Genomic DNA, 21,927 nt, shown 5'->3' with positions numbered 1-21,927 from the left:
AGTTAAATGGATAAGGACATCGTATGTATCAGTTTCTGCTAAAGGCCCATGTGGCGCTTGTTGTGTTGGGTTTTTTAAGTTTCCTGCTGCGCACCTGGTGGGGAGTGACCCATTCGGCACGACTGCACAATGCGCTGGCACTGAAGGCCCATAAACTGGTGACCCTGCTGATGCTGGTCAGTGCCCTGGCCTTGTGTGTTGTGATAGCGCAATACCCGGTCACCGATGCCTGGCTGACCGAAAAGCTGGTGCTGCTGGTTGCCTATGTCGCCTTTGCCATGATGGCCTTCAAGCCTGAGGTACCAGCCCGGCGGCGTTATGTGCTGGCGGGCATTGGCTGTGCCCTGTTTGCCACCATACTGTTTATCGCCAAAAGCCATACGCCCTTGCTGCTGGGCTAAAGACAGCCGTTATAACCCGTACCGCTCTATCTTCTTCAGCAGGCCCTGGCGCGACAGCCCCAGGGCCTGGGCGGCATGGGTGCGGTTGTTGTCGTGACGGGCCAGGGCGTCGGTGATAAGGGTGATTTCCAGCGCCCGCACCTGGGCATCCAGGGTATCGCCACCGGGCAGGGGCCGGGCCGGGCTGTTTTCCCGGGCGTCCGGATAGAGCAGGGCGATGTCGTCCAGGGTGATAATCCCCCCCTGGGCGATGGCGGCCACGCTGTCGAGGGCGCTTTTCAGCTCGCGCACATTGCCCGGCCAGCGGCGCTGAATAAACCAGTTGAAGGCGGCGGTGTCCGGATGCAGCGGCGGCTGGCCGCTGCCCTGGGCCTGCAGCTCCAGAAAGTGGCTGATCAGCAGGGGAATGTCTTCCGGGCGATCGTCCAGGGGCCGGGTTTCAATGGTCACGCCCTTGATGCGGTAGAACAAATCTTCCCGGAACTCGCCGCTGGCGACCTTGTCGGGCAGGCTGGCGTTGGTGGCGGAGATCACCCGTACATTGATGGTTTCCAGCTCTCGCCCGCCCACCGGGTAGAAGCTGCCCTCCTGCAATACCCTGAGCAGTTTTACCTGCATGGCCAGGGGCATGTCACCGATTTCATCCAGAAACAGGGTGCCGCCGTCGGCCAGCTTGAGCAGGCCGTCCTTGTTGCGATCGGCGCCGGTAAAGGCGCCCTTGGTGTGGCCGAACAGTTCGCTTTCCAGCAGTTCGGCGGGAATGGCGCCGCAGTGCACCGAGATAAAGGGACCGGAGGCCCGGGGGCTGAGATCGTGAATGGCCCGGGAGATCACCTCCTTGCCGGTGCCAGAAGGGCCGGTCACCAGCACCCGCACATCGGTGGGAGCAATGCGGCTGACCAGGGCGCGAATGGTGTTCATGGACGGTGAGGCGCCGATCAGGGTGGTGATCGGGCTCTGCCGGCTGATGCGGGTTTTCAGGCTGTTGAGCTCGCGCACCAGCTGGTGTTTGGTAATGGCGCGGCGGATCACCACCGCCAGCAAATCCGGATCCATGGGCTTGGCCAGCAGATCCCAGGCGCCCTGACGCAGGGCTTCCAGCGCCAGCTCCCGCTCGCCGTGACCGGTGAGAATGATCACCGGCCTGTCGGTAAACTCGGGCAGGGCGCTCAGGGTATGGTGCGGATCGAACCGGGGCGGCAGTGACAGATCGAGCAGGACAAGATCGGCGTCGACGTCAGCCAGCAGGGTGCGCAGCTCGCCGAGATCGGCGCCGGTATGCACCTCGTAGCCTTCCGCCTGCAGCCACTGGGCGCTCAGGGTGCGAAAGGCGGGCTCGTCGTCGATGACAATAATGCGGGCCGTGGTCATGATGCTTGCTCCTCGGGAAAATAAAGCTCAAAGGTCACCGGCCAGCCGGCGTCGTTACGGTGGCGAATATGGCCGCCATGGGCCTCCATAATCCGCTGTACGATGGCCAGCCCCAGGCCGCTGCCGCCCTGACGCCGGGTCACAAAGGGGCGGAACAAGTGAGCCTGCATGTCGGCCTCGATGGTCGGGCCATTGTTGTGCAGCCACAGCACACCGGGGGTGTCGGTGCTTTCAAGCCGTATATGGCCGTCCGGCTGATTGCGTACAAAGGACAGGGCGTTGTCGATCAGGTTGGTCAGCACCTGTTGCAGCCGGTAGGGATCCGCATACAGGTGATAATCGTCCGGCAGGCTGTAATCAAAGCTGACCTGCTGCCAGTCGAACTGGGGGCGCAGGCTGTCCAGCAGTGGCGCCAGGGGCAGGGGGCGGGGCTGTATCTGCAGCTGGCCGGAATAGGCCAGCATGTCGACGATCAGCCGGTCGGCCCGTTTGAGCTGCCCTTGAATCATGCTTTTACGATCCGCCTCCAGGCCGGCGGTGGCCATGGAAATGATATTGAGCGGGTTGCGCAGCTCGTGGGCCATGGCCGCCGACAGTCCGCCCAGCTCCACCAGGTGTTGTTCCGAGACCCGCTTGCGTTCGGCTTCGGCCAGTTGCAGCGAGCGCTCCAGCAGGCCGCAGCGGGTGGCCAGCAGAGAGCCGAACACCTCGGCGGTCAGCCGTGTGCCGGGGGTGACATCGTCAAAACCCTTCAGCCGGAACTGCCAGCCCTGTGCCTGATGCAAACACCACAGCTGCAGCCCGGGGCCGGGTTCGGACAGTGGTGGCCGGGTCAGCAGCCGCACCGTGACCGGCTGGCCCATCTGCCGGGCCAGCAGTCGCTCGGCGGTTTGGGCCAGGGCATTCCAGTCGCTGGCATCGCGCAGTTGTGCCATCCAGGTGTCGAGCAGCTGTTCATCGAGCCGGCTGCCCGGGTAGATTAACCGCTCCACTAGGGCGCTCACCGGCCGGTACAGCGCCAGCGCCAGCATCAGCAGCAGCAGCGAATACAGCCACAGCTGCCACTGGGGCACGGCGGCCAGGGCCTGCATGCCCAGCCGTCCGGCCATGGCGCTGAACAGCGCCATCAGTCCCAGCAGCAAACCGGTCATTAAAATCCACAGCAGCGCCCGGTTGGCCCAGGCGTTCACTTCCAGCATCTGGTAGCGCACCACACCGTACACCAGCAGCAGCACGTAGCTGGGCAGCAGCAGCATGGGCCAGGGATACCAGTGCAGCCCCAGAGACGGAAAAATAAAACTGGTGGCAAGGAGCAGCCCCCAGGCGCCGGCGGCGAACATGGCGGCAATGGAGCGGCGGCGGTTGCCCCTGTGGCGGGCAAAGCCCCACAGCAGCAGGGCATGGGCCAGCACGCCAATGAAAATGGTGTAGCCAATATTGAACCAGCCACTGCCCTGAAACACGAAATAGTGTTCAAAGGGGCCAAAGGCGATGATGCCGCCGCCGTTTTGCAGCAGGGTGATCAGGCTGACCAGCACCGCCGCCCCGTAAAGCAGGCCGCGGTGGCGCGCCAGCCGGCTCAGCCAGGGGCGCTGACCGGCCCCCTGGTTGACAAAGCCGATGGCAAAGTCGAGAAAAAAGGTGGGCATCAGCGGGTTGGCCAGGATCAGCGCCACCCCCAGGGTGTCCAGCCCGTAAAACACCGCCACATGGCCGGCGCACCACAGCGCCATCATCACCCCAAAGCCCGCCAGCGCCTTCATGCTGCGCCGGTTGCGGGCGCGCCAGAACAGCCAGGCCGATACCAGCAGGGCGCAGCCGCTGGTAAGCATCATCATGAGTTCAAAGGCGAGTTCCAGAGGCATAAGGAAGGGTGTCCGGGTGTAAATGGTGTTGACAGCTGGAGGCCAAAAAACTGTAAACCTTGTTGTCGGTGAGCACAAGTTTTTACACTTTTATTGATCCACGGCAAGACAGGACGGCCTTCTCCACAAATTGGCACACCTTGTGCATTTAACTCACTACCAGACTAACGAGTGAGCATAACCATAATGAACATGACTGCCCTGTTGATGGAATTTTCCGCTATTGTGATCGTTCTTCTGATGGCGGGCCTGCCGGCCCTGCTGCGTCGCCAACTGGCCCGCTAAGGAGGACCCATGGAGCTAGATGCCGCCATACTGTCGCGAATACAGTTCGCCTTTACCGTCAGCTTTCACATTATCTTTCCGGCCATCACCATAGGTCTGGCCACCGCCATTGCCATCTGGGAAGGGCTCTGGCTGAAAACCCGCAACCCTGTGTATTTTCAGCTGGCCAAGTTCTGGATCAAGCCCTTTGCCATCACCTTTGGCATGGGGGTGGTGAGCGGCATCGTGCTGTCTTACGAGTTTGGCACCAACTTCTCCCGCTTTTCCGAGATCACCGGCGCCGTGCTGGGGCCGCTGATGGCCTATGAGGTGCTGACCGCCTTTTTTCTGGAGGCCGGTTTTCTCGGGGTCATGCTGTTCGGCTGGCAGCGGGTGGGGGAAAAACTGCACTTTTTCTCCACCTGTGTGGTGGCGGTTGGCACCTGGATTTCCGCCTTCTGGATTATCGTGGCCAACTCCTGGATGCAGACCCCGGCGGGCTATGAGCTGGTGGACGGTCGCTTTGAGGTGGCCAGCTGGATGGAGGTGATTTTCAATCCGTCCATGCCCTACCGGCTGACCCACATGCTGCTGGCGGCCATGCTCAGCGCCACCTTCCTGATTGGCGGCGTCAGCGCCTGGTATCTGTTTAAAAAACGCGATCTGGCCTTTGGCCGCAAGGGCCTGTCCATGGCGCTGTGGGCGGCGCTGCTGCTGGCGCCGGTGCAGGCGTTGGTAGGCGATTTTCACGGCCTGAATGTGAAGGAACATCAGCCCATCAAGGTGGCGGCCATGGAAGGGATCTGGCCCGAGCGCGAGGCCGGTGCGCCGCTGCTGCTGTTTGCGGTGCCCGACATGGAGGCCGAGACCAATCATTTTGAAATTGCCATTCCCAAGCTGGCTTCCCTCATTCTTACCCATGAGCTGGACGGCGAGCTGCAGGGCCTGAAATCGGTACCCGCCGACGAGCGCCCCTATGTGCCGCTGGTGTTCTATTCGTTCCGCATCATGGTGGGCCTGGGTGTGCTGATGATAGGCGCCGCCCTGTGGGGCCTGTGGCTGCGCCGCAACAACGGCCGTTTTGAAAGCCGGCCCTTTCAGTGGCTGATGATGCTGATGATCCCCTCCGGCGTTATCTCTACCCTGGCCGGCTGGTATGTGGCCGAAGTGGGCCGCCAGCCCTGGCTGGTGCACGGCCTGGTGCGCACCATGGACGTGGTGTCACCGCTGCCGGCGGAGCGGGTGCTGTTTTCCCTCACCCTGTTTGTGCTCACCTACAGCCTGCTGTTCTGCGTGTATCTCTATTTTATGGCCAAGCTCATTCGCAAGGGGCCGCCCGACATGGCCCGGCTGGAGCAGCACATGATCGGCATCAAGGCCCCCGGCTTTGCCCTGGCCTGGGTGAAGAAACTGCAACACGACGTAGTGGAGAACTGAGATGGATCTGGCGCTGTTTTATTATTTGTTGCTGGGCTTTGCGGTGCTGATGTATGTGGTGCTGGACGGCTTTGATCTCGGCCTCGGCATCCTCTACCCCTGGTTTCGCAGCGAAGGCGAACGGGATCACATGATGCGTTCCATTTCCCATGTGTGGGACGGCAATGAAACCTGGCTGGTGTTTGGCGGCGTGGTGCTGTTCGCCGCCTTTCCCGCCGCCTATGCGGGCATACTGGCGACCCTGTATACGCCCATTATCATCATGCTGATCGGGCTGATTTTCCGCGGTGTGGCCTTTGAATACCGGTTCAAGTCCCATCGCTCCAAGCCCTGGTGGGACAAGTCGTTCTGGCTCGGCTCCACCGTGGCCACCTTCTGCCAGGGCGCCATTCTCGGCGCCGTGGTGCAGGGGGTGGAGGGCGGCCCCGGCGAGCTGGGGGCCCTGGACTGGCTCAGCCCCTTCAGCCTGTTCACCGGTTTTGCGCTGATGGTGGCCTATGCCCTGCTGGCCTGTTGTTACCTGGTGCTCAAGAGCCGTGATCCCGTGCTGGCCCGGGCCGCCCACCTGGGCCGCCGGCTGGTGGTGATCATCATGGCCATTCTGCTGGTGGTGAGCCTGTGGATGGTGCTGGCCAACGAGCAGGTGAGTGCGCGCTGGTTTGACGGCCTCAACTTTATCTGGCTGTCGCCGCTGCCGCTGCTGAGTGTGCTGCTTGGCTTTTTGCTGTACCGGGATCTGGACGGCGAGCCCCATGAAACCCGGCCCTTCTGGCTGGCCTGCGGCCTGTTCCTGCTGGGTTTCGGTGGTCTGGTGGTGAGCCTGTTCCCTTACCTGATCCCGCACCGGCTGACCCTGTGGCAGGCCAGTGCCCCCGACTCCAGCCTGTTGTTCCTGCTGCCGGGCATTCTCATCTTTCTGCCGCTGATCTGCGCTTATACCCTGTGGGGCTACCGCATCTTTTCCGGCAAGGTGGAAGATTTCGAGGAAGGTTACTGATGGCGGGTAAAAGAAGCTGGCTGTGGTTTGCCGGCCTGTATCTCGCCGGGGTGGGGGGGATCACCCTGGTGGGCATGGCCCTGCGCTGGCTGCTGGGAATGTAAACCTTTCGGACCAGGTAAACAAAAAACGACCCAAATGGGTCGTTTTTTTTGTTGCTAGCTCCAATCTTCTTATACTAATTACATTAAGCAAGTGATCGTTTTAGGTCCTGTTGTAGCCGCCACTTTAGTCGGCAGGGCCTGTGCAACAGGCCTTTAAAACGCCATGGTCTGCCGGTTTGCGCCAGCTGAAGCGGCGCCTACAGCTCGCTAACAGAATGAGTAAATGTTTAATCCGATTGGTGTTACATCATCCAGAATCCGGCGGCCAGCAGGGTGACCAGAGCGATGGCGCCGCCGATCAGCGCATAGGGCAGCTGGGTCAGGGCGTGATCCATGGTGTCGCAACCGGCGCCCTGGGCCGAGAGCACGGTGGAGTCACTGAAGAAGCAGGCGTGGCTGCCAAAGGCCGAGGCCGACAGCAGGGCTCCCACCACCAGCGGCATGGGCACGTCCATGGCCTGACCCAGGGGCACCACGATGGGCAGGGAGATCACGAACACGCCCCAGCTCGATGCGGTGCTGAACACCACCGCGGCCATCACCAGGAACACCACGGCGGGCAACAGCGCCGGCGTCAGCAGCGGGGTGACGGTGTCGATGATGTAGCGGGTCATGCCCAGCTGATCGTTCACTTCCTTCAGAATAAAGCCGGCGCACACGGTGGCGAGCGGATACAGCATCACCTTGAAACCGTCCAGGGTCGCCTCCACCTGCTGCTGAAACGACAGCAGCCGTTGCACCGAATACAGCACCATGGTCGCACCCAGGGCCACCAGCACGCCCTTCAGCAGATCGATGTCGTAATACACGCTGGCCAGCACCAGCACCGCCATCGGCAGCAGAAAGTTGGTCAGTCCCAGCCAGCCGGGCACGCTGCGCTCGGGGGCGGGCGTTTCCTCGTCCTGCCAGCCATCGGGCACCGGCTGACCACCCTGCGCCCGGGCCTCGGCCTTTTTCATGGCGCCCAGATCCGGAAGCCGGCGCGCCGCCACCAGCGCCACCACCAGCAGCGCCGCCCAGCCGTAAAACATCCAGGGAATGCTGGCTACATAGAGTGACATGCCCTGGCCGCTTTCGGCCGCACCCGAGTCTTCCAGCAATGAAGCAAAAAACACCGCCCAGGTGGATACCGGCACCAGAATACAGATGGGAGCGGCGGTGGAGTCCACGATATAGGCGAGTTTTTCCCGGGAGATGTGAAAGCGGTCGGTAATGCGCTTCATGGATGACGACACCGCCAGCGAGTTGAGGTAGTCGTCGATAAACACCACCAGTCCCAGGCCGACCGTGCCCACCATGGCGCTTCTGGGGGACTTGATAAGCCGGGTCATGACGGCGCCAAAGCTGTGCACGCCGCCGCCCCGGGCCAGCAGGTTAATCAGCCCGCCCATCATGCCGCATACCAGAATAAGCCAGGCGATGGTTTCATCCATCATCACCGCCAGGGTCACGTCCGCCAGCGGGCTTACCAGGTTGGCCGGATCGAGCAGCAGCAGGCCGAGCAGGCTGCCCGCCAGCAAGGATTCCACGGTTTTGCGGGTGAGCACCGCCATGGTGATCACCAGCGCCGCCGGCAGCAGGCTCAGCGCACCGTAGTCGCTGCCGGGCTCATGGGTAAAACCGAGCCAGGCAAAGGCCAGGGCGGCTATCACGGCCACCGCCAGGCCACGCCAGAGCGGTGGCCATTTGACACTGGGATTGAGGGCCAGGGAGTTGGGTTGTTCCATCATCATCTTCCTTTTTTGGGTCGAGGGGGCGCGCCTGCCGGCGCTCTTTTACCTGCTTGGTAACATCAGGCGTTTTTCAGCATCCATTCCAGTTCAATGTCGGTAATGCGCTTTTCAAATTCGAGCAGCTCGTCCTGCTTGCAGATGCGGTACACCTCGATGAACTCCTCACCCAGATAGCGCTTGAGCGGAGTGTCGCTTTCAAGCCGGGCCAGGGCGCTGCTCTGGCGGGTGGGCAGGGGCAGGCCTTCCTGCTCCAGGCCGTTGCCCACCACCGGCTCCGGCAGCGGCAGTGTGTTGTCGAGGCCGTGCAGCAGGCCGGCCAGTATGGTGGCCACCACCAGATAGGGGTTGGCGTCGGCGCCGGGTACCCGGTATTCAATGCGGCGTGCCTCGTCGTCGCCGGCGGGAATGCGCAGGGCCACGGTGCGGTTGTTGTGACCCCAGGACGCCTGCACCGGCACATACATGCCCGGCTGAAAACGGCGAAAGGCGTTCATGTTGGGGGCCAGCAGCGCCATGCTGTCGGGCATCAGATCCAGCATGCCTGCCAGCGCCTGCCTGAGCAGCGGCGAGTCCTCGCCCTCGGCATCGGCAAACAGGTTGTTGCCCTGCTCGTCGGTCACACTGATGTGCACGTGCAGGCCGCTGCCCGGATGCTCCTCGTAGGGCTTGGCCATAAAGGTGGCGTCCATTTCATACTGTTCGGCCACCAGCTTGATCAGCCGCTTCAGCGCCAGCGCCTGATCGCAGGCGGCCAGCACGTCGCTGCCGTGGTGCATGTTGATCTCGAACTGACCGGGGGCCGCTTCCGCCACGGCGCCGTCGGCGGGCAGTCCCTGCAGGGCGGCAATATTGTCGATATCGGCGAGGATCTCCGCAAAGTTGTTGAGGTTGTCCACGGAATACACCTGGCTGTAGGTGTCCCGCTTCTGGGTCAGCGGCGAGCAGGGGGGTTGCAGCCGGCCCTGCTCGTCCCGATCCCGGTCCACCAGATAAAACTCCAGCTCCAGGGCGATCACCGGGGTCAGCCCGCGCGCCTTCACCTGCTGCCATACCCGGTTGAGTACGTTGCGCGGCTCCAGGGCAAAGGGCTGCTCGTGTTCATCCACCATGGTCAGCAGCAGCTGGGCCACGGTTTCCGCATCCGAGGCGGAGGGCACCAGGGTGCCGGCAATGGGATAGCAGGGCAGATCCGGCTCGCCGATGTCCTGGCCGATGCCGGTCTCTTCCACCACGTTGCCGCGAAAGTCCATGGCAAACACGGAGGCGGGAAAAAAACAGCCGGCTTCAAGCTTGTCGAGGGCACTCACCGGCAGCCGCTTGCCGCGAAAGATGCCGTTGAGATCGGTCAGTAAAACGTCCACATACTGGGTTTGGGGGTAGCGGACCAGATAGGCGGCCACCTCCTGTTCAAAGAGAGTAGAAGCCGGCTCGTCGGCCGAGGGAAGAGTCGTTACCTTTGTGTTCGCTTGCATGATTTCACCACCATGTGACCGTTAAATATAATTTACGTTGATAACTTAGGTGTGTTTATTTTGTTTTGCAAGTGTTAAAAATTATTGAGCTCCTGGTCCCGTGGTGCTAGGGTTTTGACTATATTTTTTACGGATGTCCCGCCATCGGGGCAGAGTGTTCAAAATTTAAAGCGGGTGAGCGACGATGACATTGGTTCATATATTTAACAAACCCTGGGTGGGCGTCATTCTGTGCCAGCAGCAGCTCGGGCCCCACCCGGGCCTTACCGTGCAGCAGAAATATCTGGACGCCATTGTGGCGGCCGGCGCGGTGCCGGTGCCCCTGGTGCACCAGCTGGGTGAGGATGAACAAAGCCTGGCGGCCATGCTGTCCCGCCTCGACGGCATTCTGCTTACCGGCAGCTACAGCAATATGGAGCCGCACCATTACGGTGAAACCGGTAAGGAAGAGCACACCGACGCCGGCCGGGACCGGCTCAGCCTGCGGCTGATCGACGCCGCGCAAACCATGAAGCTGCCGCTGTTTGGCATTTGCCGCGGTTTTCAGGAAATGGTGGTGGCCAGCGGCGGCCGGCTGCACCGGCGCCTGCACGAGACCGGGCTGTTTGCCGAGCACAGGGAAAACAAGGAACAACCCCTGGAGGTGCAATACGCCCCGGCCCACGACATTCAGCCCGTGGCGGGCGGCCTGCTGGCGCAACTGGCGGGTGAGGGCGTGCAGAAGGTCAATTCATTGCATATGCAGGGGGTGAAGGCACTGGGACCGGGCGTGCGGGTGGAAGCCACCGCTCCCGACGGCCTGGTGGAAGCCATCAGCCTGGTGAATCATCCCTTTGCCCTGGGGGTGCAGTGGCACCCGGAATGGCACAGCCGCGACAACGCCCTTTCCCGGTCGCTGTTCGACGGCTTTGTGGCCGCCTGCCGGGATCATGCCCGGGCGCGGGAGGCGGTATGAGCGCCCATGGCGAGCTGGCGCCGGGCAGCCGGCTGGCGGACATTCGCCGGCGGCTGGGGCTCAGCCAGCGCAGAGTGGCCGAGCTGTCGGGGCTGACCCACGGCGCCATCTGCACCATAGAGCAGGACAAGGTGAGCCCGGCGGTGAGCAGCCTGCAAAAGCTGCTCAAGGTGTATGACATGTCGTTGTCGGAGTTTTTTGCCGAGCCCGAGCCGCTGGCCCGTAACAAGGTGGTGATTAACGAGAGCGAGCTGGTGGAAATCGGCAGTCAGGGGGTGTCGTTCAGACTGGTGCACAACGGCAACCGCCAGCGGGCGCTGGGTTTTCTTATCGAGTGCTATGCCCCGGGCACCAGTACCGGCGGTCACCTCAAGCATCAGGGCGAAGAGGTGGGTACCGTGCTGGAAGGGGAAATCGAGCTGACGGTGGGCGGTGAGCACTACCATTTGAGCGCCGGTCAGAGCTACGTGATCGACACCGGGCTGCCCCATACCTTTACCAATTCATCGGACCGGGAATGCCGCATTATCAGCGCCCATACCCCGGCCAATCTGTAATCAAGGCGGAGACACATGATGGAGTTCAGAAACCAGGCTTACTGGCAGGCGGAAGCCGAAAAACTGCAACCCGAAAGCCGGCTGTTTATTGAAGGAGAATACCGCGAGGCGGTGGCCGGCGAGCGCTTTGCGGTGATCAACCCCGCCACCGATACCACCCTGGCCGAAGTCAGCCGGGCGCGGGAGGCGGATGTGAACATGGCGCTGGTCGCCGCCCGGGCCAGTTTCGAGGCCGGCGTCTGGTCACAAAAAGCCCCCGCCGAGCGCAAGACGGTGCTGCTCAGGCTGGCGGCGCTGATGGAGCAGCACAGGGAAGAGCTGGCGCTGCTGGAAACCCTGGATACCGGCAAACCCATTCGTCACAGCCTGCGGGACGACATTCCCGGCGCGGTGCGCTGCATGCGCTGGTATGCCGAGGCGGTGGACAAGATTTACGGCGAAATCGCCCCCACCGGGCCCGATGCCCTGGCGCTGGTCAGCCGCGAGCCCATCGGCGTGGTGGCGGCCATTGTGCCCTGGAACTTTCCGCTGCTGCTGGCCTGCTGGAAGCTGGGGCCGGCGCTGGCGGCGGGCAACTCGGTGATTTTAAAACCCTCGGAAAAATCGCCGCTGACCGCCATTCGTCTGGCCGCCCTGGCGAAGGAAGCGGGCCTGCCCGATGGCGTGCTCAACGTGCTGCCCGGCTTTGGCCACGAGGCGGGCAAGGCCCTGGCCCTGCACGAGGATGTGGACTGCCTGACCTTTACCGGCTCCACCGGGGTGGGGCGGCTGCTGATGGAATACGCCGGCCGCTCCAACATGAAGCGGGTGTGGCTGGAGGCGGGGGGCAAGAGCGCGAATATCGTGTTTGCCGACTGCCCGGATCTGGCCAAAGCGGCCCGGGCTTCGGCGTCGGGTATCTTCTACAACCAGGGTCAGGTGTGCATTGCCGGCACCCGGCTGCTGGTAGAAAGCAGCATCAGGGACGTCTTTATGGCCGAGCTGAAAAAGGCCGCCGAGCACTTTAAACCCAGAGATCCGCTGGATCCGTCTTCCACCATGGGCACCCTGATCGACAGCGATCACCACGGCAGCGTGTGCCGCTACATTGCCGAGGGTCTGGAAGAAGGCGCCGTTCTGGGCCTGGACGGCCGGGATCAGGCGGGCAACTTTATCGGGCCCACCGTGCTGGAGCAGGTCAATCCGCATATGGCGGTGGCCCGGGAAGAGATCTTCGGCCCGGTGCTGGCGGTGACCACCTTTGAACGGGAAGAGGACGCCGTGCAAATGGCCAACGACAGCCAGTACGGTCTGGGCGCCGGGCTGTGGACTTCGGATCTGCGCCGGGCTCACCGGCTGGCGCGGCAACTCAAGGCCGGATCTGTGTTTATCAACAATTACAACGACGGCGATATGACGGTGCCCTTTGGCGGCGTCAAGCAAAGCGGCAACGGCCGTGACAAGTCACTGCACGCCTTTGACAAGTTTACCGAACTCAAGACCACCTGGCTGGCACTGGATTAAGGGAGCATTCACATTATGGAACACGTCAACAGCTACTACGCGGCCACCGCCAACGAACACGCGCCCTGGCCGCAACTGACCGAAAACATACAGTGCGATGTGTGCGTGGTGGGGGGCGGTTACACCGGCCTGTCCACCGCGCTGTTTCTGACCGAGGCAGGCTTTGATGTGGTGCTGCTGGAGGCCGGCCGCATCGGCTTTGGCGCCAGCGGTCGCAACGGCGGCCAGATTGTCAACTCCTACAGTCGGGACATAGACGTGATCGAATCCCGCTACGGCGCCGATACCGCCCGCATGCTGGGCAGCATGATGTTTGAAGGCGGTGATATTATTCGCGAACGCATTGAGCAGTACGATATAAAGTGCGACTTCAGGCCCGGCGGCATTTTCGCGGCGCTCAACCGCCGCCAGCTGCATGAGCTGGAAAGTCAGAAGGGCAACTGGGAGCTCTACGGCCATGATGGCCTGGAGCTGCTGGATGCCGAGGCGGTGGCCCGGGAGATCGACACGGATCGTTATGTAGGCGCCCTGCTGGATCATCGCGGCGGTCATATTCACCCCCTCAATCTGGCGCTGGGAGAGGCCGAGGCCATTCGCAAGCTGGGCGGTCGCATCTTTGAACAGTCGGCGGTGACCAACATTCAATACGGCGATCCGGCCCTGGCAAAAACGGCCAGGGGCAGCGTCAGCGCCAGGTTTGTGGTGCTGGCGGGCAATGCCTATCTCGGCAACCTGGAGCCCAAGCTGTCGGCCAAGGCTATGCCCTGCGGCACCCAGATTGTGACCACCGAGCCCCTGAGTGACGAGCAGGTCAGACGGCTGATCCCCAACGGCTATTGTGTTGAAGACTGCAACTACCTGCTGGACTACTACCGGCTCACCGGCGACAACCGGCTGCTCTATGGCGGCGGCGTGGTCTACGGCGCCCGGGATCCGGACGACATCGACCGCCTGGTGCTGCCCAAACTGCTGAAGACCTTTCCCCAGCTGGAAGGGGTCAAGGTGGATTACCGCTGGACCGGCAACTTCCTGCTGACCCTGTCGCGCCTGCCCCAGTTTGGCCGGCTCGAGCCCAACGTGTATTACATGCAGGGTTACAGCGGCCACGGCGTCACCTGTACCCACCTGGCGGGCCGGCTGCTGTCGGAAGTGCTGAAAGGCCAGGCCGAACGTTTTGACGCCTTTGCCTGCCTGCCGCACCTGCCGTTTTTCGGCGGCCGCCGCTTTCAGGTGCCCTTCAGCGCCATGGGCGCCGCCTACTACAGCCTGCGGGATAAATTGGGCGTTTAAATGTATTGGAGCGCGGACGGCTCGTCCGCAATTTGGCGCGCAGCGGCAACCATTTTTGAGCGCCTGCGGCGCTAATGCAGGCGAGCCGCCTGCGCTCCAAACTTCGTCAATCGGCCAGCAAGGTATCGGTGCGGGCCGCCATGATGAAGTCATTGCGGTGCAGGCCGCCGATGGCGTGGGTCCACCAGGTCACGGTGACCTTGCCCCATTCCAGCAAAATGGCCGGGTGGTGAAATTCGCTTTCGGCCAGTTCCGCCACCTTGTCGGCAAAGGCCCAGGCCAGTTTGAAATTCCTGAATTTAAACTCCCGCTCCAGCTGCAGCACGCCGTCCCGGGCCTGGGGGGTCCAGTCGGGGATCTGCGTCATCAGCTCGGCCAGCTCGGCATCACTGACTCTGGGCGCATCGGCCCGGCAGGCCTCGCATTGTTGTTGGGCCAGTTGGGTCATGGGTTCTCCTTAAACGGCGGTTTGTTTGGGTGGAAAGGTGGGGGCGAACAGCCCCAGTGCCTGAGCCTTGTGCACGTCGGCCATGATATCCATGTCGGCAATGGCAAAGAGATCGTCCAGGCTGTCCAGTACATAGTAGATGGGCTGCATGATATCGATACGATAGGGCGTGCGCAGCACATCCAGCATATTAAAGGGGCGAAACTCGGGTTCATCCGATTCAAAGGCGTATTGAGTCTCACCCGGCGACGACAGTATGCCGCCGCCATAGATGCGCCGCCCTTCCGGCGTGTTAAGCAGGCCGAATTCCACGGTGAACCAGTACAGCCGGGCGAGAAAGCCGCGTTCTCTGGGGGTGGCGTCGCGGCCGAGTTTCCCATAGGTATGAGTAAAGCGGGCAAAGGCCGGGTGGGTGAGCATGGCGCAGTGACCGAACAGCTCGTGAAAGATATCCGGCTCCTGCAGATAGTCGAGATCTTCCCGCCGGCGAATGAAGGTGGCCACCGGAAACTGCCGGTCGGCCAGCAGTTCAAAGAAACGGTCAAAGGAGATCAGTGCCGGCACCCGGGCCACCCGCCAGCCGGTGGCGGGCTCCAGCACCCGGTTGATCTCGTTCAGCTGGGGAATGCGGTCATGGGGCAGGTTTAACCGTTTCAGGCCTGTCAGGTATTCGTTACAGGCACGGTGCTGCACGCAAGCCAGCTGGCGCGTAATCAGCGTGTGCCAGATGGCGTTTTCCTCCTCCGAGTATTCAATTTTTCCGTCGGGCCCGGGTTTACGGGCCACATAGGTGGAGGCGTTCATTTATATGCCCTTCGTCAGCGTCTGTATATTGCCTTTTAATCTAGAGAGATGAGCGCAGGCTGAGAAGGGCAGGTTGGCAGTTTGAATTTACGCTGGTGTCAGTTCTGCTTTACGATGGGTGCCTGTACTCCAAACACTCGGGACAGATAGGCCAGGTAGCCGGCGTCTTCGCACATGGTCTTGCCCGGGCTGTCGGACAGCTTGGCCACCGCCTGGCCGTTGCAGCGGGTCATCTTGATCACCATGTTGAGGGGCCTGGTGTCCACCACATCGTTGGTGAGGTGGGTGCCGATACCAAAGGCGGGGTGGCACTGGCCGGCAAAACGCCGGTACAGCGCCAGCGCCGTGTCGATGGTAAGCGAGTCGCTGTACACCAGCCGCTTGCTGCGGGGATCGATCTTGAGCTTGCGGTAGTGGGCCAGGGCCTTCTCGGTCCAGATAACCGGATCGCCGGAGTCGTGGCGCAGGCCGTCAAACAGCTTGGCGAAGTAAAGATCGAAGTCCCGCAGAAAGGCGTCCATGCCCACCACATCGGTGAGGGCAATACCGAGCCGGCCCCGGTATTCGTGTACCCAGGCTTCCAGCGCGGCTTTCTGGCTGTCGACCAGACGGGGGCCCAGGGCCTGAAACGCCTGCAGAAACTCGTGGGCCATGGTACCCATGGGCCGGCAGCCCAGGCGTCGGGACAGATCCAGGTTGCTGGTGCCGGAAAACTGCGCGGGCAGTCCGTTCAGCAGGGTTTCCACCACTTCCTGATGCCAGCGCCGGGAAAAGCGCCGGCGGGTACCGAAATCGGAAAAATGAAAGCCGTTGCCGGCCGGCTCCCGGGCCACCTTTGCCATCTTGTGCTGCAGCCTGGCCCTGGCCTGTTGCCAGTCGGGGCGTGAGTAGTGATGGCGGCAATATACCTCGCTGATAATGGCCAGCAATGGCACCTCAAACAGTATGGTGTGCAGCCAGGGACCGCGCACCACCACTTCCAGCCGGTCGTCGTGGCAGGCCAGCCGTACAAAGCCGCGCTCCAGCCGGAACAGCCGCAAAAAGTGAATAAAGTCGGGCTTGATGTAATCCAGTGTCGCCAGAAAGGCGAGCTCAGCTTCGGTCAGCCGCAGGCTGCACAGATGGTCGATCTCCCGGCTGATGTCCTCAACACAGGAAGAAAAGTCCACACCCGGAGTGCGGCAGCGAAAGCGGTATTCCACTTCCGCCGCCGGGTACTGGTGCAGCACCACCTGCATCATGGTGTATTTGTACATGTCGGTGTCGAGCAGGGATTGAATAACGGGCTCAGTCATCACTCTGCTCCAGAGCGCCGCTGTCGTGTACAAAATGGGCGCCCAGCTGGATCATCTCGGCCATGGCATGGCGGCTGGTGTCGTCGGCCACGCCGCGAATGGCGGCGCGATTGACGATGACGTTCATGCCGGCGGCCAGCAGTTGTTTAACCGTGTGGAATACGCAGTAGTCGGTGGCCAGCCCCCCCACCAGTACGGTGTCGATATCGTTGTCGCGCAGGTATTCAATCAGCCCGGTACTTTGCTGCTCGGCCAGATCATGAAAGCAGGCGCCGTAGGGGTGCATATCGGGCTCCACCCCCTTCCACACGAAAAAGTCGTAGTCGGCGGGATGGGGCAGGCCGTCGAGCAGTTCAAAGCCGCGGGTGCCGGGCACCGCATGGAGCGGCCAGCGCAGATCCATGTTGTCGCTGTCCATTTTGCTGAAAGCGGGCTGCTGGTCGGTGGCCACCCAGTGGGCAGCGGGAGAGTGGGCGTCCTTGGAGCCCAGGCGAAAACCGGCAAAGGTGGCCTGGCGGTTGAGCTCGCCGGCGATATCATCGCCGCCGGGAACCGGCAACTCATCGGGACAGACGGGAGTAAAGGTATACTGGGCATCCACGTCCAGACTGGCTACCCTGTGTTTGGCGGGCAGTTTCATGTGCCACCTCCTGTAAGTGACTTGAGGGCAAAGGGCACTGCGTTTTTTAATATTGTTTTAATTGAGTCTAGGGATAATTTGGTTCAGTATCGCCCCCATTCGGGGTATTTCCCCCTCATTAGCCAAAGGTGACCATAATGAGCCAGCTCCACCAGCCAGAATACCAGCGTTTTATCGAACAAGTGAAAGCCGACAACGTCATGTGGGGGCTTCGCTTCGGAGACGAATGGGTGGTGTGTGATTCCACCGAGTTCGCAGACACCGAAGTGATGCCGCTGTGGTCCACCAGGGCCGAGGCCAGCGCCCAGTGCGTGGACGAGTGGGCTCAGTATGAGCCTTTTGAAATCACCCTGGCCGAATTCCTGGAAATCTGGGTGGAAGATCTGTCGGAAGACGGCGTGCGCATCGGCCCCAACTGGAATGAAGAACTCGACGGCATTGAGCTGGATGTACTGGAGATGGTGAAGGAATTCGCCTGATCCACGCTTAAAACTGGATGAGTGAAAAAACGGCGCTCCTTGTGGAGCGCCGTTTTTGTTTAGGGGAAAATAGGTTGCCGCTGCGCGGCAAAATGCGGGCAGGCTGCCCGCGCTCCAAAGAAGGCTCGGTATTAAAACCTCCAGCTCAGTCGCTGCCAGCCCCGCTCGACCGCCAGGGCATTGAGACTGTCGCTGCCGTTGATCACCGCGGCTTCATCCACATGCTCCAGCAGCGCCAGATCGTTGTGGGAGTCGCTGTAGCCGTAGCAGAAGCCGGGCTCTATGCCTTGTTCCCTCAGCCAGTGCCCCAGGCGCACCACCTTGCCCTGCTGAAAGCTGTAAACCCCCTCGGGCCGGCCGCTGTAGCGCCCCTGCACGATCTCGGTCTGCACGCCGATGGCATCCGCCACCCCCAGATGATGTGCGATGGGCCTGACCAGGTGCTCTCCGGTGGCGGAAATGATCAGACACCGGTGTCCCTGCGCGCGGTGCCAGGCAAGCCGTTCCCGCGCCTGGGGATAGACGATGGGCGCAATGTGCCGTGTGATGAACTCCTCAACCAGCGGTGCCAGCTCTTCGGGGCGCCGGCCTTCAATGGGCGACAGGGTCAGCGCCATATAGACGTTCATATCGAGGGTGCCGGCGTAATAGTCGTCCATCAGCCGGCGTTCTTCCGCCAGCAGTGCCTTGCTCACCAGGCCGCGCTCGGCCAGAAAGGTCAGCCACAGGGTGGCGGAGTCGCCGGCAATCAGGGTTTCATCCAGATCAAAAATGGCCAGGTTCATCAGGCAACCTCTTTCAGTTCATTTTGTGGCAACAACAGCTCCACCCGGCTGCCGGCGGGCAGCAGGGAATGGGGGCCCCGGTTGAGGGTGTCCACTTCCAGGGTGGCCTGCTCCAGTTGCATGCGGTAACGGATCACATTGCCCAGCAACTGGTGCTGCGCCACCCGTGCCGGCAGCGGTGCCGTCATCATTTGGCCATAGTCCCGGCCCGGCTCACGAATGTAAATGCTCTCGGGACGAATGGCCAGCCGGCCGTGAATGTTAAGGCCGAACAGGGCCCGGGCCTGCTCCGGCTCCAGCAGGTTGTAGCTGCCCATAAAGCTTGCCACAAAGTCACTGGCCGGACGGGTATACACCGCCTCGGCGCTGTCGGCCTGGACGATACTTCCCTTGTTCATCACAAAGATGCGGTCCGACATGGTCAACGCTTCTTCCTGATCGTGGGTCACAAAGACGGTGGTAAGGTTGAGATGTTGCTGGATCTGGCGGATCTGCTCGCGCAGCCGCTTGCGGATGGGCGCATCCAGCGCCGACAGCGGCTCGTCCAGCAACAGAATGCGCGGCTGCACCACCAGCGCCCGGGCCAGCGCAACCCGCTGGCGCTGGCCGCCGGACAGCTCGGAAGGATAGTGGCGCTCGCGGCCTTTCAGGCCGACCAGCTCCACCGCTTCCGCTACCCGGCGTTCGGTTTCCCGCTTGTCCACTTTTTGCATGCGCAGGCCAAAGGCGATATTGCCGGCCACGGTCAGGTTGGGAAACAGGGCATAGCTCTGAAACACCATGCCAATGCCCCGTTTCTGGGGCTTGAGGTGAGTGATGTCTTCACCGGCCACACGAATATGGCCGGTGTCGGGGCTCACCAGACCGGCCAGGCTGCGCAGCAGGGTCGACTTGCCGCAGCCCGAGGGGCCGAGCAGGGTGACCAGCTCGCCCTGGCGAATGTCAAAACTGATATCGCTGAATACATGAGTGTCGCCAAAGCGTTTGGCGAGATGGGCAACTTCCAGATAAAACATCAGGCTCTCCGGGATTGCAGGCGCAGCGCCAACCAGGTGGCGAGGCCGATAAACAGGAAGTAGGACATCACCATGGCACTGGTGAAGTGGCCGCTGGTGGTGCGCTGGCTGTACAGGTAGACCTGCAGGGTTTCAAAGCGGGTGCCCACCAGCAGGTTGGCGAACACGAACTCCCCGAACAGGAAGGAAAACGCCAGAAACAGGGCGCTGAGCAGGCCGTTGCGGATGTTGGGCAACACCACCTGCAGAAAGGCCCGGGTGGTGCCGGCCCCCAGCAGGTGGGCGGCGTCCATCAGATCGTGCAGATTGATGGCTTCCAGGTTGTTGGCCAGCGCCCGGTACATAAAGGGCAGGCTCAGGGTGAAGTAACAGAGCACCAGTATCCAGGGCGTGCCGGTCAGGGGCAGCGGGCCGCCGGCATAGAGCTGCAGCAAACCCACCGACGACACCACAGGCGGCACTGCAAAGGGCATCAGCACCAGCAGGTTCATCAGTCTCTTGAGCCGGGGAAAGTAGTAAAACACCACGAACAGCGCCGGCAAAATCAGCGCCAGGCTGAGCACCAGCGCCGCCAGGCATACCAGCAGCGAGCGGCCAAAGGCCGCCAGAAAGCGGCTGTCACTCCACAGCTGGGCATACCACTGCAGGCTGAACCCCGAGGGCAGAATATGGGCGCCCCAGTGTTCGGCCAGGGAATAGATCAGGGTAATGGCGATGGGGGTGGCCAGCAGCGCCACCAGCACCCAGATGGTGATGCGGGCGGACAGCGGGGGCTTAGACATAACGACTCCGGGCAATCAGCCATTGATTGATGCCGGTCACCAGCAACAGCAGGGCCATCAGCAGCAACGACAGCGCCGCCGCCAGCTGAGGCTCGAGGAAGATGTCGCCCGCCACCAGACCGGCAATCTGAATGGTGACCAGGTTGTAATTGCTGGTCATCAGCGCATAGGTGCTGGCATAGGCCCCTAGGGCGTTGGCCAGCAAAATGATAAAGGTGCCGAGCAGGGCAGGCCTCAACACCGGCAGCGCCACTTTCAGCCAGTAGTGCAGCGGACCGGCGCCCAGCAGGGCGGCGGCGTCGCGCCAGTCGGGCTTGATGGCATCAAAGGCCGGGTACAGCAGCAGTACCGCCAGCGGGATCTGAAAATAGGTGTAGAGCACCAGCAGGCCGGCCCGGGAGTAAAGATGAAAGTCTTCCACCAGCCCCAGCTCCTGCAGCAGCAGGGTGACGGCGCCGTTCATGCCCAGCAGCACGATAAAGGCAAAGGCCAGGGGCACGCCGGAAAAGTTGCTGGCCATGGTGGTAAAGGCCACCACGGCGTTTTGCAGCCGGCCCGGTACCCGGCGCAGGGCCGCGGTGCCGGCCAGGGCGATGGCCAGCCCGGCCAGGCTGGACCAGAACGCCAGATCCAGGCTGTTGGCAAAGGACTGGCGATACCAGGGCGAGCCGAGGATCTCGGCGAAGTTGGCCAGGCTCCATTCACCGCCGGCCTGAAAGCTGTTGACCAGTACCCAGATCATGGGGGCCAGCTGAAACAGGCCAAACACCAGAGCAAAGGGCAGCAGCAGGGTCAGCGGCAGCCAGCGGCGCCAGGGGGCGGGGCGGCTGGCTGCCGCCCGGGCCGCGCTCGCCGCCCTGGGTTGGGCGGACGCCTTGGCCCGCAGCGCGGCGGTGTTACCGCCGGTGGGCAGAGTAGACTCGTTCATCGCAGCAACTCCCGGCACAGGGGCTTGTCATGTTCAATGCCCAGCAGGCTGGCCACGGTGCCGCACAGCTCGGTCTGGCGGGGTTGGGCCTGCGGATTGTGGCTGAAGGCCGAGCCCAGCACAAACAGCGGCACTTCGCGCTCTTCCGGCAGGTTGCCGCCGTGGCTGCGATCCCGGTTCATGCCGTGATCGCTGGTGATCAGCAGCTGATAGCCTTGCTCCAGCCAGCGGGGTACATAATCGGCCAGCAGCAGATCAAAGTGGCGGGCGCTGTTGCGGTACTGTGAGGAGTCCAGGCCAAACTTGTGGCCGGCATCGTCCACGTTCATCGGGTGGATCAGCAGCAGATCCGGATCCGCACTTTGGCGCAGCCATTCGGCGTCCAGCAGCAGGTGGCTGTCGGGGTAGTGATCCAGGTGATAAAAGGCACCGTGCTGAATGGGCAGTGACTTGTCGCTGGTAAAGCGATCCCGCACCGGATCATAGGGCGCTTTGTTGTACAGCTCGCTCACCCAGTGATAGGCCGCCGCCGCCGTGGTGAGGCCGGCCTGGCGCGCCAGGTGAAACACACTGGTTTCCTTGCTCAGGCGCACCACCTCGTTGTGCACCACTCCGTGATCCACCGGCTGGGTGCCGGTAAGAATGGTTTCATAGAGCGGGCGCGACAGTGAGGGCAACTCGCATTGCAGCTTGTAGGCGGTGGCGCGCTCCGCTTCGGTCATGGCCAGCAGGTAGCCCAGGTTGTGCCGGGCTACCTCGTGGGCCAGACCGTCAATGATGATCAGTATGACCTTGTTCATG

Annotated in this window: 21 protein-coding genes; 8 read left to right on the top strand and 13 right to left on the bottom strand. The window is 62.1% G+C overall.

Going from position 1 to position 21,927, the window contains the following annotated elements; translation table 11 throughout:
- Positions 1 to 23 precede the first annotated feature (23 nt).
- Positions 24 to 401 (top strand): SirB2 family protein, encoded by a 378-nt coding sequence (locus DA373_RS01830; protein ID WP_107850659.1) that lies wholly within the window; start codon positions 24 to 26, stop codon positions 399 to 401.
- 9 nt (positions 402 to 410) lie between these two features.
- Here DA373_RS01830 and DA373_RS01825 read toward each other — a convergent pair whose 3' ends face one another.
- Together DA373_RS01825 and DA373_RS01820 are read right to left on the bottom strand one after the other, a co-directional pair.
- On the bottom strand, positions 411 to 1,772 hold the full coding sequence (locus DA373_RS01825; RefSeq protein WP_107850658.1) for a sigma-54-dependent transcriptional regulator: 1,362 nt from the start codon (positions 1,770 to 1,772) through the stop codon (positions 411 to 413).
- Positions 1,769 to 3,637, bottom strand: coding sequence for a sensor histidine kinase (locus DA373_RS01820; protein ID WP_107850657.1), 1,869 nt, complete (start codon positions 3,635 to 3,637; stop codon positions 1,769 to 1,771). The genes DA373_RS01825 and DA373_RS01820 overlap by 4 nt, the downstream gene beginning before the upstream one ends.
- Before the next feature lie 294 nt (positions 3,638 to 3,931).
- Between DA373_RS01820 and DA373_RS01815 the strand changes: the two genes are divergently transcribed.
- Both DA373_RS01815 and DA373_RS01810 read left to right on the top strand, forming a co-directional pair.
- Positions 3,932 to 5,338, top strand: a complete 1,407-nt coding sequence (locus tag DA373_RS01815; protein WP_107850656.1) for a cytochrome ubiquinol oxidase subunit I — start codon at positions 3,932 to 3,934, stop codon at positions 5,336 to 5,338.
- A 1-nt stretch (position 5,339) separates the two neighbouring features.
- Positions 5,340 to 6,335, top strand: a complete 996-nt coding sequence (locus DA373_RS01810; RefSeq protein ID WP_107850655.1) for a cytochrome d ubiquinol oxidase subunit II — start codon at positions 5,340 to 5,342, stop codon at positions 6,333 to 6,335.
- A gap of 346 nt (positions 6,336 to 6,681) precedes the next feature.
- On the opposite strand, the gene DA373_RS01805 is transcribed toward DA373_RS01810, so the two are convergent.
- Together DA373_RS01805 and DA373_RS01800 are read right to left on the bottom strand one after the other, a co-directional pair.
- Positions 6,682 to 8,166, bottom strand: coding sequence for a Na+/H+ antiporter NhaC family protein (locus DA373_RS01805; RefSeq protein WP_107850654.1), 1,485 nt, complete (start codon positions 8,164 to 8,166; stop codon positions 6,682 to 6,684).
- A gap of 65 nt (positions 8,167 to 8,231) precedes the next feature.
- The gene (locus DA373_RS01800) at positions 8,232 to 9,644 is read right to left on the bottom strand and encodes a glutamine synthetase family protein (protein ID WP_107850653.1); all 1,413 of its coding nucleotides are present in this window, start codon (positions 9,642 to 9,644) and stop codon (positions 8,232 to 8,234) included.
- 184 nt (positions 9,645 to 9,828) lie between these two features.
- Between DA373_RS01800 and puuD the strand changes: the two genes are divergently transcribed.
- The 4 genes from puuD to DA373_RS01780 are packed head-to-tail and all read left to right on the top strand — an operon-like array spanning position 9,829 to position 13,949.
- A complete protein-coding gene (puuD, locus tag DA373_RS01795) occupies positions 9,829 to 10,599 on the top strand; it encodes a gamma-glutamyl-gamma-aminobutyrate hydrolase (protein ID WP_198650204.1) in 771 nt (256 codons plus the stop codon).
- Entirely contained in the window at positions 10,596 to 11,156 is a 561-nt protein-coding gene (puuR, locus tag DA373_RS01790) for an HTH-type transcriptional regulator PuuR (protein ID WP_107850652.1), read from the top strand. The genes puuD and puuR overlap by 4 nt, the downstream gene beginning before the upstream one ends.
- 18 nt (positions 11,157 to 11,174) lie before the next feature.
- On the top strand, positions 11,175 to 12,659 hold the full coding sequence (gene puuC, locus DA373_RS01785; protein WP_107850808.1) for an aldehyde dehydrogenase PuuC: 1,485 nt from the start codon (positions 11,175 to 11,177) through the stop codon (positions 12,657 to 12,659).
- A gap of 12 nt (positions 12,660 to 12,671) precedes the next feature.
- Positions 12,672 to 13,949 carry an NAD(P)/FAD-dependent oxidoreductase gene (locus DA373_RS01780; protein WP_107850651.1) on the top strand — a complete coding sequence of 426 codons (1,278 nt, stop codon included), beginning with the start codon at positions 12,672 to 12,674 and terminating at the stop codon, positions 13,947 to 13,949.
- Between the two features lie 106 nt (positions 13,950 to 14,055).
- On the opposite strand, the gene DA373_RS01775 is transcribed toward DA373_RS01780, so the two are convergent.
- The 4 genes from DA373_RS01775 to DA373_RS01760 all read right to left on the bottom strand — a co-directional run bounded on the left by DA373_RS01775 (position 14,056) and on the right by DA373_RS01760 (position 17,136).
- Entirely contained in the window at positions 14,056 to 14,397 is a 342-nt protein-coding gene (locus DA373_RS01775) for a 4a-hydroxytetrahydrobiopterin dehydratase (RefSeq protein WP_107850650.1), read from the bottom strand.
- A 9-nt stretch (positions 14,398 to 14,406) separates the two neighbouring features.
- Positions 14,407 to 15,201 carry a phenylalanine 4-monooxygenase gene (gene phhA, locus DA373_RS01770; RefSeq protein WP_107850649.1) on the bottom strand — a complete coding sequence of 265 codons (795 nt, stop codon included), beginning with the start codon at positions 15,199 to 15,201 and terminating at the stop codon, positions 14,407 to 14,409.
- A 98-nt stretch (positions 15,202 to 15,299) separates the two neighbouring features.
- A complete protein-coding gene (gene pncB / locus DA373_RS01765; RefSeq protein WP_107850648.1) occupies positions 15,300 to 16,496 on the bottom strand; it encodes a nicotinate phosphoribosyltransferase in 1,197 nt (398 codons plus the stop codon).
- Positions 16,489 to 17,136 carry an isochorismatase family protein gene (locus tag DA373_RS01760; protein WP_107850647.1) on the bottom strand — a complete coding sequence of 216 codons (648 nt, stop codon included), beginning with the start codon at positions 17,134 to 17,136 and terminating at the stop codon, positions 16,489 to 16,491. Before DA373_RS01760 ends, pncB begins: the two co-directional genes overlap by 8 nt.
- A 137-nt stretch (positions 17,137 to 17,273) precedes the next feature.
- Between DA373_RS01760 and DA373_RS01755 the strand changes: the two genes are divergently transcribed.
- Positions 17,274 to 17,615, top strand: coding sequence for a DUF2750 domain-containing protein (locus DA373_RS01755; protein ID WP_107850646.1), 342 nt, complete (start codon positions 17,274 to 17,276; stop codon positions 17,613 to 17,615).
- Positions 17,616 to 17,746: 131 nt separating this feature from the next.
- On the opposite strand, the gene DA373_RS01750 is transcribed toward DA373_RS01755, so the two are convergent.
- The 5 genes from DA373_RS01750 to DA373_RS01730 are packed head-to-tail and all read right to left on the bottom strand — an operon-like array spanning position 17,747 to position 21,926.
- Positions 17,747 to 18,400, bottom strand: a complete 654-nt coding sequence (locus tag DA373_RS01750; RefSeq protein ID WP_107850645.1) for an HAD family hydrolase — start codon at positions 18,398 to 18,400, stop codon at positions 17,747 to 17,749.
- A complete protein-coding gene (locus DA373_RS01745) occupies positions 18,400 to 19,416 on the bottom strand; it encodes an ABC transporter ATP-binding protein (protein ID WP_107850644.1) in 1,017 nt (338 codons plus the stop codon). Before DA373_RS01745 ends, DA373_RS01750 begins: the two co-directional genes overlap by 1 nt.
- Complete coding sequence (locus DA373_RS01740; protein WP_107850643.1) at positions 19,416 to 20,198, bottom strand: ABC transporter permease; 783 nt, start codon at positions 20,196 to 20,198, stop codon at positions 19,416 to 19,418. Before DA373_RS01740 ends, DA373_RS01745 begins: the two co-directional genes overlap by 1 nt.
- Positions 20,191 to 21,126: an ABC transporter permease gene (locus tag DA373_RS01735; RefSeq protein ID WP_107850642.1), complete on the bottom strand. Its 936-nt coding sequence runs from the start codon at positions 21,124 to 21,126 to the stop codon at positions 20,191 to 20,193. The genes DA373_RS01740 and DA373_RS01735 overlap by 8 nt, the downstream gene beginning before the upstream one ends.
- Positions 21,123 to 21,926: an alkaline phosphatase family protein gene (locus DA373_RS01730; RefSeq protein WP_107850641.1), complete on the bottom strand. Its 804-nt coding sequence runs from the start codon at positions 21,924 to 21,926 to the stop codon at positions 21,123 to 21,125. The genes DA373_RS01735 and DA373_RS01730 overlap by 4 nt, the downstream gene beginning before the upstream one ends.
- Position 21,927: the final 1 nt, after the last annotated feature.

The organism is Oceanimonas marisflavi (assembly GCF_003049725.1).
Taxonomy (GTDB): domain Bacteria; phylum Pseudomonadota; class Gammaproteobacteria; order Enterobacterales; family Aeromonadaceae; genus Oceanimonas; species Oceanimonas marisflavi.
This window is presented reverse-complemented; position numbering and strand designations above follow the sequence as displayed.